General features: G+C 53.6%; 12 protein-coding genes. 8 read left to right on the top strand and 4 right to left on the bottom strand.

What is annotated here, in order from left to right:
- Positions 1–27: 27 nt before the first annotated feature.
- Both sdiA and ACJY2L_RS03545 read right to left on the bottom strand, forming a co-directional pair.
- Positions 28–759, bottom strand: coding sequence for a transcriptional regulator SdiA (sdiA, locus tag ACJY2L_RS03550; protein WP_439213103.1), 732 nt, complete (start codon positions 757–759; stop codon positions 28–30).
- A 686-nt stretch (positions 760–1,445) separates the two neighbouring features.
- Positions 1,446–2,144, bottom strand: a complete 699-nt coding sequence (locus tag ACJY2L_RS03545; RefSeq protein WP_439212945.1) for an extensin-like domain-containing protein — start codon at positions 2,142–2,144, stop codon at positions 1,446–1,448.
- Between the two features lie 285 nt (positions 2,145–2,429).
- Between ACJY2L_RS03545 and cycA the strand changes: the two genes are divergently transcribed.
- Positions 2,430–3,824: a D-serine/D-alanine/glycine transporter gene (cycA, locus tag ACJY2L_RS03540; RefSeq protein WP_439212944.1), complete on the top strand. Its 1,395-nt coding sequence runs from the start codon at positions 2,430–2,432 to the stop codon at positions 3,822–3,824.
- 46 nt (positions 3,825–3,870) lie between these two features.
- Here cycA and ACJY2L_RS03535 read toward each other — a convergent pair whose 3' ends face one another.
- Both ACJY2L_RS03535 and rutR read right to left on the bottom strand, forming a co-directional pair.
- Positions 3,871–4,839 (bottom strand): metal-dependent hydrolase, encoded by a 969-nt coding sequence (locus ACJY2L_RS03535; RefSeq protein ID WP_439212943.1) that lies wholly within the window; start codon positions 4,837–4,839, stop codon positions 3,871–3,873.
- A 14-nt stretch (positions 4,840–4,853) separates the two neighbouring features.
- Positions 4,854–5,495 (bottom strand): HTH-type transcriptional regulator RutR, encoded by a 642-nt coding sequence (gene rutR, locus ACJY2L_RS03530; RefSeq protein ID WP_067429380.1) that lies wholly within the window; start codon positions 5,493–5,495, stop codon positions 4,854–4,856.
- 292 nt (positions 5,496–5,787) lie between these two features.
- Here rutR and rutA point away from each other — a divergent pair, with 292 nt between their 5' ends.
- The 7 genes from rutA (at position 5,788) to ACJY2L_RS03495 (ending at position 12,313) form a co-directional block, all read left to right on the top strand.
- Positions 5,788–6,879 (top strand): pyrimidine utilization protein A, encoded by a 1,092-nt coding sequence (gene rutA, locus ACJY2L_RS03525; protein ID WP_439212942.1) that lies wholly within the window; start codon positions 5,788–5,790, stop codon positions 6,877–6,879.
- On the top strand, positions 6,879–7,613 hold the full coding sequence (gene rutB, locus ACJY2L_RS03520) for a pyrimidine utilization protein B (protein ID WP_439212941.1): 735 nt from the start codon (positions 6,879–6,881) through the stop codon (positions 7,611–7,613). The genes rutA and rutB overlap by 1 nt, the downstream gene beginning before the upstream one ends.
- A gap of 10 nt (positions 7,614–7,623) precedes the next feature.
- Positions 7,624–8,019 carry a pyrimidine utilization protein C gene (gene rutC / locus ACJY2L_RS03515; protein WP_187486354.1) on the top strand — a complete coding sequence of 132 codons (396 nt, stop codon included), beginning with the start codon at positions 7,624–7,626 and terminating at the stop codon, positions 8,017–8,019.
- Between the two features lie 2 nt (positions 8,020–8,021).
- Positions 8,022–8,825: a pyrimidine utilization protein D gene (gene rutD, locus ACJY2L_RS03510; RefSeq protein ID WP_439212940.1), complete on the top strand. Its 804-nt coding sequence runs from the start codon at positions 8,022–8,024 to the stop codon at positions 8,823–8,825.
- Positions 8,826–8,918: 93 nt separating this feature from the next.
- Positions 8,919–10,241 (top strand): pyrimidine utilization transport protein G, encoded by a 1,323-nt coding sequence (rutG, locus tag ACJY2L_RS03505; protein WP_439213102.1) that lies wholly within the window; start codon positions 8,919–8,921, stop codon positions 10,239–10,241.
- Positions 10,242–10,646: 405 nt separating this feature from the next.
- Positions 10,647–10,877, top strand: coding sequence for a YccJ family protein (locus ACJY2L_RS03500; protein WP_067429364.1), 231 nt, complete (start codon positions 10,647–10,649; stop codon positions 10,875–10,877).
- Between the two features lie 59 nt (positions 10,878–10,936).
- Positions 10,937–12,313, top strand: a complete 1,377-nt coding sequence (locus ACJY2L_RS03495) for an NAD-dependent succinate-semialdehyde dehydrogenase (protein ID WP_439212939.1) — start codon at positions 10,937–10,939, stop codon at positions 12,311–12,313.
- Positions 12,314–12,338 lie beyond the last annotated feature (25 nt).

Genomic DNA, 12,338 nt, shown 5'->3' with positions numbered 1-12,338 from the left:
ACTACTAAAAATGGTAGTTGCCGCAGGCTAAATCAAACCGATCGCGGCGGCGTAACACGCTATCTGCGTTTTGTTAGACGCATTAAAGCGCTTTTGCATATTTTTCTGGTGAAAATTAACCGTATGCTCTGAAATGGCGAGAATCAGCGCGATTTCCACTGAGGTCTTACCTTCGGCGGTCCACTTAAGAATTTCCAGTTCGCGCTGGCTGAAATCGTTTTCAAAGATTCTCATCGACTCATCTTTTAACCTGACCAGCGTCGCCAGACTCAACTCGGCCAGCAGTAATAGTTTGAGTTCGACTTCACGTATCACCATGCTTTTTTTTATCGTCTTGCGTGATGATCGTGATGATATAGATAATATACCAGCGGCCCGGTTTGCTGCCATAAATGAACAGGAAAATCCTGATTTTAAACCATGATCCTGTGCATCCTGCCAGAAGGTTTTCTCATCTTCACCACTGGCATCGCTCCAGGCGAAAAGCACGCCCGGTACAGCACAGCGCTTTACCACAGGATCGGCGGTCAGGTAGTTTTTCTCCATATAACGTTTTACCCAGCGGGTTGGATAGGTGCTGAATAAAAAAGTTTTTGGCCGCGTAAAAGGCACAGGATGCTTTATGAGCAGTGAAAAAGCGTCATGTTCAAGACGCTCCGTCTGCGCTTGCAAAATTTTATTTATCTGGCTACTTCGAGTAGCACGTTCAAAAAGCATACTGACCTCATTTCGCCAGGCAAAATAAGAATCGAATGTCATCTCACTGGTGGCTTTAACGCTCAAACCTTTCCCTTAAAAACGTGTTGTGCTACATCAGAAATTTATAGTGATTATTATTTGGCGTGACCTGTACAAACATATTATCAATGGCGACGCCGAATTTGCAGCGGGACGCAATAACATACCATCAAAAAAATTGGCTGTTAGCACCCACAATTTAAGTGGATTCCTCTTTGCCTGTTAGCCTTATAACAGAGAATAGGATTTTACTTACTTTTTTTCAATGAGTCGTGGATAAAGAGACCGTTTATAAGCTCGTCGACTCTTTAATGTCTCTAATACGGCTGCATTATTATTACGTTGCTTTCAGCAATTTCATAACAGAGTGGCCGCCGTTTTTTAGTACCAGCGCAGGCAACGCGTGGCGCACAGGCTTATTGGCTGTCGGTTAACATAACGACTATTAAGTGAATATCTTTGGCAGATATGTTGGTGTGCGTTGCGTAAAATGCATTGAAAGTAATTACGCGACTAAAATTAACTTTTGTAAAATTATGGCCTCTTCATCTTTGGTGGTTAATTAATTCGTCAATTAAACCGTGTCTTCACTTTTTATCATCATGCTCGATAAACACTGCTGCCAGGATTGGGAAGACTTATAGTAATAATTCCTTAACATTGCCGCCCTTTTTTCTGTCTGCCCTTTGTGTCCGAGCGCAAAATGCTCAACGACACAGGCCAAACCCGCGCATACCGAGATGAAAATGGCTGGCGTGCGCTGCGTTATACTCCGGGCCAAGGGAATTACCGAAGTAATCACAGCTGCTGGTAAACAGCAGTTTAAGTAATGCTGCATGAGCAGGTGGCTGCTGCCAATTTTTGATAATGCTAAGCTGCTGGCCGTTTTTGAGCCGGAAAGCAGTCACGTCCCACGCATCGGCAGTGGCATGTTCACTAAGACGACCTTCGCTGCGATGATAGATATTGCGACAGGCGTAACTGCCGACATGATCGATGTGCGCAAGAGGAGAATGGAGCTCGCTCTGTGCTGCCAGCGCGTTCGCCTGCAACACGAAGCGGGTACTGGCTACCGCCAGCGGACAGGTCGCCAGAAAACTGCTACTCAACCGGACATCACCAAACTGCTGAATGCGAACCGGGTTCGGCAAAGGGCATTTGCCCTGCACTGGCGCGGGTTGGGTAAAACGAATATAGCCCGCGCTTGCTGCGCGCTGCAGGACGTCCAGGCAGGCAGCAGGATCGGTCACCAACTGCTTCATTTTGAAGCGGCTAATCATGCCGGGCGGATCGGTGACCGACAAGGGTGCAAAGGGATTCAACGCAGGCGGAATATGCCGAGCCAGCCACGGCCAGCTGACATAAGCCAGCAGAATAAACAGCCCTGTCACAATCAAACCTTTCACATCATCGCCCCTGAATAAAGAGAATAAGTGTAGTGTCAGGCGGCGCGGGCCAGTGCAGAAATACGCAAATTTACCGACAGCTGGAGGGAATCTGTGCAATCTGTCGAGATAATCTTCTTTATTCGGGTCAGCCCAGGCACGTGACGGTGATAAGGCGCGCAAAGCTGAAAAACTATTACCAACGCAATGCCTTAATACCTTATCTTATGCCCCACTTGCCTTCCGGTAAGATCGTAAATTAACAGCCAGCAGAGCTGACACACCATCAAAACAGGATAAGCAACTATGGTTGATCGTTCTAAAGACCTACCCCTGCAGACGGAGCCACCGGAAAAACTTCGGCGCAATCTGCATAACCGACATATTCAGCTCATCGCCATTGGTGGTGCCATTGGTACCGGCTTATTTATGGGTTCAGGTAAAACCATCAGCCTCGCCGGGCCGTCGATTATCTTCGTTTATATGATCATCGGTTTTATGCTGTTTTTCGTGATGCGGGCAATGGGCGAACTGCTGCTGGCGAATCTGGAATATAAATCTTTCAGCGATTTTGCTGCTGATCTGCTCGGCCCCTGGGCAGGCTATTTCACCGGCTGGACCTACTGGTTCTGTTGGGTCGTTACCGGCATTGCCGACGTGGTGGCGATCAGCGCCTACTTTCAACTCTGGTTTCCAGGATTTTCGATATGGATGAGCGCCCTGCTCTGTATTGTGGTGTTTCTCAGCCTGAATATCGCCACCGTAAAACTGTTTGGTGAGCTTGAATTCTGGTTTGCCATTATCAAAATCGTGGCGATTATTGCGCTGATCGTGACCGGCATCGTGCTGGTGACGATGCATTATCCGGCACCCGGCGGCGGTACGGCGGCCTTGTCCAACATCTGGAATCATGGCGGCATGTTCCCCAAAGGCCTGAGCGGCTTTTTTGCTGGCTTTCAAATTGCTGTGTTTGCTTTTGTTGGTATTGAACTGGTGGGCACCGCCGCGGCAGAAACGCACAATCCTGAGAAAGTGTTGCCGCGCGCCATTAATTCGATTCCGCTGCGTATCATTATGTTTTATGTGCTGGCATTGATGGTAATTATGGCGGTCACCCCCTGGGATCAGGTGGTGCCGAGCCGCAGCCCGTTTGTGGAGATGTTTGTATTGATTGGCCTGCCTGCAGCGGCCAGCCTGGTAAACTTTGTGGTGCTGACCTCGGCGGCTTCATCTGCTAACAGCGGCATCTTCTCTACCAGTCGCATGCTGTATGGCCTGGCAGAGCAAGGCGTTGCGCACCGCGGATTTGCGCGTCTTTCTCGCCGCGCGGTGCCAACCACCGGCCTGTTTTTCTCCTGCCTGTGCCTGCTTGGCGGTGTGGCGTTGATCTACCTGATCCCCAATGTAATGACAGTGTTTACGCTGGTCACTACCGTATCGGCCATTCTGTTTATGTTTGTATGGACCATTATCCTCTGTTCATGGCTGGCCTGGCGCAAGAAGCGTCCGGAACAGGTGGCTAAATCGACCTTTCGCCTGCCGCTCGGCCCAGTCATGTGCTGGGTAGTGATGGCGTTCTTTGTCTTTGTACTGGTGCTGCTGTCGCTGGAAGAGGATACCCGCAAGGCGCTGATGGTCACGCCGTTGTGGTTTATCCTGCTGGCGGTCGGCTGGTGGCTGCGTCGTCGTAAAACGGCATAAACACATCACCCGAGAAGAAAAAAGCCGGCATCGCTGCCGGCTTTTTTTATAGCCGTTGCCACAGCTGTTGGAAACTGGTGGCCAGCGAGTCGCGTGACGAGGGCTCGCGAGAAGGATGGGGATTTCGCGCGGTGGCGCTGCCCAGATTGAAAGTGAAGATGTAGCGCTCATTTTCGCCCATTCGCAGATCGCTGATGGTGAGCGCACCGTCCTGCCGCTGCTGCATGGCGAAAAATCCGTGGCTGAACCAGGCAACCCGCTTAACCCATCGGTCCTCCTGCAATGGCCGGTAGAGTTCAGCGTGGCGACTATGCCAGTGAACCTGCAACGGCCGCTGTGGTGATAACAGTGACACCCAGGCTTCTCCATAGCGTTCCGGCGTCATGATCACCACCCGCCAGACCAGGGTATTAAATGGCGTCGGCGTCACCAGTACCTGCTGGTGATCAATCTGCTGATTTGCCAGTTCACGGTTCACCTGATGGCCAGCGATGCCTTGCGCTACTACGCTCCAGGCGAGATACAGCGTGCTAAGCAGCAATCCCAGCTGGTTCCAGCCGGTGCGCTGTCGCCACAGCGCTATCACCAGACCGATCATCAGCGGCAAGGTGTAAAGCGGATCAACGATATAGACGCTGCCGACCGCCCAGGGGAAATGGCTAAACGGAATGGCCAGTTGGGTGCCGTAAACCGTCATTAGATCGAGCAACGGATGAGTAATTAATGCCAGCCAGACTGCCAGCCACCAGCTTTGCCATGCGGCTTTTTGCCTGACAACACGGGCAATAAGCCAGCCGAGCAGCGGTGATATCAGCGTCAGCCAGAACAGCGAGTGACTCTCGGTACGGTGCAGCGTCATATTGCTGATCGCATCGCCATGATCGATAAACACGTCCAAATCAGGCAAGGTGGCGATTAGTCCCCCGCACAGGGCCGACTGCCAGAGCGGCGAGCGGCGCCCTCGCACCGCCATGACCACCGAGGCACCCAGCACGAACTGCGACACAGAATCCATGATGTTCCCTCTGCTTATGCTCCGCGAATGCGGATACCTTCGATGATCATGCGCTGAATGTTATCCACCGCCTCGTTGAAGAAAGCGCTGTCGCTGAGCGTCTGGCCGGTAATCGCCTCAACCTGAGTGGCAAAGTCGGCATAGTGCTGCGTGGTCGCCCACAGCATAAAAATTAGGTGATGCGGCTTCACGGCCGCCAGCTTCCCTTCATTGATCCAACGCTCCACAACACCCGCTTTTTCATCCACCAGTGCCTTAAGTGAACCCGCCAACTCGCCTTTAAGCAGCGGCGCCCCTTGCAGCATCTCGAGACAGAAGAGTTTTGATGCCTGCGGATGATCGCGAGAAACCTCCAGCTTTAGCCGAATGTAGTCGCGAATGGCATCCAGCGGTTGCTGGTCGTCATGCAAGGCGCGCAGTGGAGCCAGCCAGACGTCAAGGATCTCTTTCAGTACCGCAACGTAAAGCGCCTCTTTCGAGGGGAAGTAATAGAGCAGATTAGTTTTTGAGACATCGGCACGTTCTGCCACCTTGTCCAGGCTGGTGCCATGAATGCCAAACTGGGAGAAAAATTCCAGCGCGGCGGCCAGAATCGCCTCGCGCTTTGCCGCAACCGCACGCGAACGGCGCGTGGAGACTTTCTCGGTACTTTTCACACTGTCACCTCATCCTTTTTTGCCGCCCTTCTTATCTAAACGGCGAAATGCGTCCTGATAAACCGCGGTGCACTGATTTTGTCCACCGACGCCTGTTTGTTGTGCAGCAAATTTTACCAAATGGTCTGTTTTGGACCAGTTACTCAACTTCAATTCGCTGTCTAATAAGTAAGCTACTGATTATAAATAATTTATATTTTATGGCACAGGGCTTGCAACGACTTAATCAGGTACAGATGCACCAGGTACTCCCAGCACTTCCCTTATTGTCCATGCGAAAAGAGGATCTCCTATGAAAGTTGGCGTATTTATTCCCATCGGTAACAACGGCTGGCTGATTTCAACCACGGCACCTCAGTATATGCCGACCTTTGAGCTGAATAAGGCGATCGTACAGAAAGCAGAACATTATCATTTTGATTTTGCGCTTTCGATGATCAAGCTGCGCGGCTTCGGTGGCAAAACCGAATTCTGGGACCATAACCTGGAGTCGTTTACCCTGATGGCTGGCCTCGCCGCCGTCACTTCACGCATCGAAATTTATGCCACGGCGGCTACTTTAACGCTGCCGCCAGCCATTGTGGCACGCATGGCATCAACGATCGATTCCATCTCCGGCGGTCGATTTGGCGTCAACCTGGTGACCGGCTGGCAGAAGCCGGAATATGAGCAGATGAGTATCTGGCCTGGCGATGACTATTTTAGCCGCCGTTATGACTACCTGACGGAATACGTTTCCGTGCTGCGTGATCTGTGGGGCACCGGGCAGTCTGATTTTAAAGGGGACTTTTTCACCATGAACGATTGTCGCCTCAGCCCACAGCCACAAAAACCGATGAAGGTGATTTGTGCCGGGCAGAGCGATGCCGGTATGGCGTTCTCTGCGGCCCACGCTGATTACAATTTCTGCTTCGGCAAGGGAGTGAACACGCCAACGGCTTTCTCTGGTACCGCCGCGCGCATGAAGGCCGCCGCCGATCAAGCAGGTCGCGATGTCGGCTCTTACGTGCTGTTCATGATCATCGCGGATGAAACTGATGAGGCCGCACGGGCAAAATGGGAGCATTACAAAGCGGGTGCGGATGAGGATGCCCTCGCCTGGTTAACTACCCAAAGTCAGCAGGACAAGCGTTCCGGCAGCGATACCAACGTACGCCAGATGGCGGATCCTACCTCGGCGGTTAACATCAATATGGGCACGCTGGTCGGCTCGTATGCCAACGTCGCGCGCATGCTGGATGAAGTGGCGCGCGTTGAAGGCGCTGAAGGCGTGCTGCTCACTTTTGATGATTTCCTGCAGGGTATTGAAGCCTTCGGCGAGCGCATTCAGCCGCTGATGCAGTGCCGTGCCGGCATCGTTGATGCTGCACAGGAGGTGGCATAATGTCTGTTGTTCACCACACCGCAAACAGCTCGTCAACCAGCGTTACCCTGCCCGCTCGCCCGGAGGCGATCGCATTTCCACCGGAGCAGACCGCATTGATCGTGGTTGATATGCAAAACGCTTATGCCACCCCTGGCGGCTATCTCGATCTTGCCGGCTTTGATGTTTCGGCCACCGCGCCGGTGATTGAAAAAATCAGCGTAGCGGTGACCGCTGCCCGCGAGGCCGGCATCCAGATTATCTGGTTTCAGAATGGCTGGGATGATGAATATGTTGAGGCGGGTGATATTGGATCCCCCAATTATCACAAATCCAACGCGTTGAAGACCATGCGCAAAAAGCCTGAATTGCAAGGCAAACTGTTGGCCAAAGGTGGCTGGGACTATGAGCTGGTCGATGAACTGGTGCCACAACCCGGTGATATCGTGCTGCCGAAACCGCGCTACAGCGGATTTTTCAACACGCCGCTCGACAGCATGCTGCGCAGCCGCGGTATTCGCCATCTGATTTTCACCGGCATTGCCACTAACGTTTGCGTGGAATCAACGCTGCGCGACGGCTTCTTTCTGGAATATTTCGGCGTGGTGTTGGAGGACGCAACTTATCAGGCGGGCCCGACGTTTGCTCAGCAGGCTGCCCTTTTTAATATCGAAACATTTTTCGGCTGGGTTTCGGATGTCGCCACCTTCTGTGCGGCATTGCGCCCGGAACAGCAGCTACAGCGTCGCGCCTGAGGAGATCACTATGCCAAAAACCGTTGTTATTCCTGCCGGCAGCGGCACGCCGCTGGCCCCCTTTGTACCCGGCACGCTGGCCGATGGCGTGCTGTATGTTTCAGGCACGCTGCCTTTTGATCGCGACAACAATGTGGTGCACGTGGGTGATGCCGAAGCGCAGACGCGCCACGTACTTGAGCTGATCAAAGGCGTTGTCGAAACCGCCGGCGGCACCATGGACGACATCACTTTTAATTCGATCTTCCTGACCGACTGGAGCAACTACGCCGCGGTCAATCGCGTGTATGCCGAATTTTTCCCCGGTGATAAACCGGCGCGCTACTGCATTCAGTGCGGGCTGGTCAAACCTGATGCCCTGATCGAAATTGCCAGCATCGCGCATATCGGTCGCGGCGAGGAGTAACTATGTACGTTGAGATCTCAGGTTTACGTGATAACGATGCACCCACGCTGGTGCTGTCGGCCGGACTGGGCGGTTCGGGCCAGTTTTGGCTGCCGCAACTGGCGGTTTTACAAAAACAGTTCCGCGTAGTGCAATACGATCAGCGTGGCACCGGCAGGAGTCAGGACACCCTGCCGGAAACCTATCAACTGGCGGATATGGCCGCCGAGCTGGCCAACGCGCTGGCGGAGCATGGCATTACCCATTTTGACATTATGGGCCATGCGCTGGGCGGTTTGATTGGCCTGCAGCTGGCGCTGGATTATCCGCAGCGTGTCAATCGTATCGTGGTGATCAACGGCTGGCTGAGCCTGCATGCCCATACCCGGCGCTGCTTTCAGGTGCGTCAGGATCTGCTGCGCCATGTCGGCGTGGAGGCGTTTGTCCGTGCCCAGCCACTGTTTCTCTATCCTGCCGACTGGATGGCTGAACACGCTGAACGCATTGAGGCGGAAGATGCGCTGAATCTGGCGCATTTTCAGGGGACAGACAATCTGCTTCGCCGCTTACAGGCGCTGATGAAGGCTGATTTCAGGCCGCTGGCAGCCCGCCTGGATCACCCCGTGCTGGCGATCTGCTCGCAGGACGACCTGCTGGTGCCGTGGCACTGTTCTGTGGCGCTACAGGCCGCTTTGCCTGATGCCAGCCTGCTCACCCTGCCGCGTGGCGGTCATGCCATGAGCGTGACCGAAGCTGACCATTTCAATAACCTGCTGCTCAACTGGCTGAACGACACCGCACCCCAACGTTTTTCACAGGCGGGCTGAGGCAAAACCTACACAGGATTTTTCAGGCTATACGGCAGGACGCCGGTTAATCCGCCCGCTGGCGGTCACTGCGTATTTTCTCTGGAGAAGATGATGGCACATTCCTTGTTTCCTCAATGGCGTAAAAAATCGGCGGTCACAGAGAGCGGAATTATCGCACCTGATGAAACGCTTCCGGCGGGTCAAACGATCATACTCGGCTTACAGCACGCGGTGGCGATGTTTGGTGCCACCGTGCTGATGCCATTGTTAATGGGGCTCGATCCTAACCTGTCTATTTTGATGTCCGGCATCGGCACCCTGCTGTTCTTTTTGATTACCGCCGGACGCGTGCCCAGCTATCTCGGCTCCAGTGCAGCATTTGTTGGCGTGGTCATTGCCGTAACCGGCTTTACCGGCCAGGGAATCAATCCCAACCTGAGCCTGGCGCTGGGTGGCATCGTCGCCTGCGGTGCACTCTATACGCTGATCGGCATCGTGGTGATGAAAGCGGGTACGCGCTGGATAGAGCGCCTGATGCCACCGGTGGTTACCGGTGCGGTGGTGATGGCGATCGGCCTTAACCTTGCACCCATCGCCGTTCGTGGCGTCTCCTCCTCCATGTTCGACAGCTGGATGGCGGTGATGACCGTGCTCTGTATTGGCGTGGTCGCGGTATTTACCCGCGGCATGGTTCAGCGACTGCTCATTCTGGTCGGATTGATTGTTGCCTGGGCACTTTATGCGGTGATGACCAACCTGCTCGGCTTAGGCAAACCGGTGGATTTCAGCGGTCTCGCCAGCGCGCCCTGGCTTGGTTTACCCACGATGACGACGCCCACCTTTAACATGGAGGCAATCGTGATGATTGCGCCCGTGGCGGTGATTTTGGTTGCTGAAAATCTCGGACACTTAAAAGCGGTGGCTGGCATGACCGGGCGCAGCCTCGATCCTTACATGGGTCGGGCATTTGTTGGTGATGGTCTGGCGACCATGCTTTCTGGCAGCGTTGGCGGCAGCGGCGTAACTACCTATGCCGAAAATATTGGCGTCATGGCGGTAACACGGGTTTACTCCACGCTGGCTTTTGTCGCCGCAGCGATTATTGCGCTGCTGCTGGGCTTTTCGCCTAAGTTCGGTGCGTTGATCCATGCCATTCCCGGCCCGGTGATCGGTGGCGCATCAATCGTGGTTTTTGGTCTAATTGCGGTCGCAGGCGCGCGTATCTGGCTACAAAACAATATCGATTTTAGTCAAAACAGCAACCTGATCATGGTGGCTACCACACTGGTGCTCGGTGCCGGTGATTTTTCTTTGCGTATTGGTGATTTTACCCTCGGCGGCATCGGCACCGCCACCTTTGGTGCCATTCTGTTGAATGTCATTCTAAACTGGCGCAGGCCAGCGATGACCGAAGTGGTTGTACAAAAAGGCTAAAATTACAGCAGGCGCGATGCCTTTTGCGCCTGCTATTCTCTCCCGGCTATGGCTTAATTTACATCCTGTCACAAAGCGCTGACTTTCCCATTATGCCCCGCCTCGCCCTACCTTAGCGCATCTTAGCCATAACGTTTTGCTCTGGAATAAGCAGCCTGTGACACATCTTCTATACTGAACAGGCAATATAATTTTTCCACTACAGGAGAGACGACATGGCAACTTCCCCAGCACCGCAACCGGCGAAAGATGATCCAAACAATGCGCCGGAGTCTGGCGACAAACAGCCCGATGCGGATAAAAAATCCTGATTATTGACGCGAAACCCGTCATTGCCCGCTAAACGGGCCAACAGGTCGCCCTTCAGGCGGACACCTAACGGAAACGACTTAACAGGAGAGCAAAATGGCTACGCAACAATCTAAAGAACATCATGTGGGCGAATGGGCAACCCTGCGTCAAACCTCCACGGAAATTGCCGAAGCGATTTTCGAGGTTGCTGAATATGACGAGAAAAAAGCCGAAGCGATTTGGGAACAGCAAGGCAACGATGAAGTGCTGTTCCGCGCTTTTGATAAAACTAAAGAAGACGTCCTGACCTGGGACGGTAAAACGGTTGAACGTAAGAACGTGTAATGCCTTTTCGGGCGGCCACATATGCCGCCCGCGCTATTTTTTTCACAAGGGAGCACCGAATGTCCTCATATCAAAGCATCAATCCCGCCACCAATCAGCTGCTTAAAACCTGGCCATCACATAACGAAGAATACGTTGCCAGCGCACTGGATACGGCGCATAAATTATTCAAATCTTCCTGGAGCAAAGGCGATATTCAACCGCGCCTCCAGGTGCTGAAGAAAATGGCCGATCTGATCGACAGCCGCGCGGAAGAACTGGCACAGGTTGCCAGTAAAGAGATGGGCAAGCTGATTGCCCAAAGCCGTGGCGAAGTGAAAATTTGTTCGCAGATCGCCCGTTATTACGCAGAGCACGCCGAACGTTTTCTGCAGCCGGTGAGCTATCCTTCCGAACTTGGCGAAGCCTGGATTGAACATCATCCGATTGGCGTACTGGTCGCGGTTGAACCCTGGAACTTCCCTTATTACCAGCTGATGCGCGTGCTGGCGCCAAACCTTGCTGCCGGTAATCCGGTGCTGGCTAAGCATGCTGCTAACGTACCGCACTGCGCGACGCTGTTTGAAGAGCTGGTGCGCGAAGTTGGCGCGCCAGAAGGAGTCTGGACCAATCTGTTTGTCTCCAATGAGCAGATTGCCGACCTGATTGCTGACGATCGGGTTCAGGGCGCTGCGCTGACCGGTTCGGAACGCGCAGGCAGCGCCGTTGCACAGCAGGCAGGAAAATACCTCAAAAAAACCACGCTGGAGCTGGGTGGCAATGACGTGTTTGTCGTACTGGACGATGCCGATCTTGATGAAGCGGTGCGACAGGGTGTGCAGGCGCGGCTGAGCAATGCCGGGCAGGTGTGTACCGCAGCAAAACGCTTTATTCTGCATGAGAAAATTGCCGATCGTTTTATCAGCCAGATGCGCGATGCGTTTGAGAAAAGCGTTATCGGCGATCCGCTGGATGAGAAAACCACACTGGGCCCGCTTTCATCAGCTGATGCGCGCGATCGTCTGGCTAAGCAGGTTGACGATGCGGTCGCCAACGGCGCGAAAGTGGTGAGCGGTGGCAGCGTTGTGCAGGGCGAAGGCTGTTATTACCAGCCGACAATTCTTACTGACATCACGCGCGACAATCCGGCTTACTTCGAAGAGTTTTTCGGCCCGGTGGCGCAGATGTATGTTGTCAGCAGCGATGAAGAGGCCGTGACGCTGGCCAACGACTCACATTATGGTCTGGGTGGCGCGGTGTTCACTGCCGATACCTCACGCGGCCGTAAGCTGGCGTCTGCCATTGAAACTGGCATGGTGTTTATTAATTCGCAGAGTGATACATCAGCTGAATTGCCGTTTGGCGGCGTGAAGCGTTCCGGCTATGGTCGTGAGCTATCCGATTTAGGCATTAAAGAGTTTGTGAATCAAAAACTGGTGGTTATCGCCGGGAAGTAAAAAAAGGGGCCGACAATGTCGGCCC

The sequence above is a fragment of the Duffyella sp. Ts4 genome (assembly GCF_051851875.1).
In the GTDB taxonomy this organism is placed as follows: domain Bacteria; phylum Pseudomonadota; class Gammaproteobacteria; order Enterobacterales; family Enterobacteriaceae; genus Duffyella; species Duffyella gerundensis.
The sequence above is the reverse complement of the archived record's forward strand: the minus strand, read 5'-3'. Positions and strand labels throughout refer to the sequence as shown.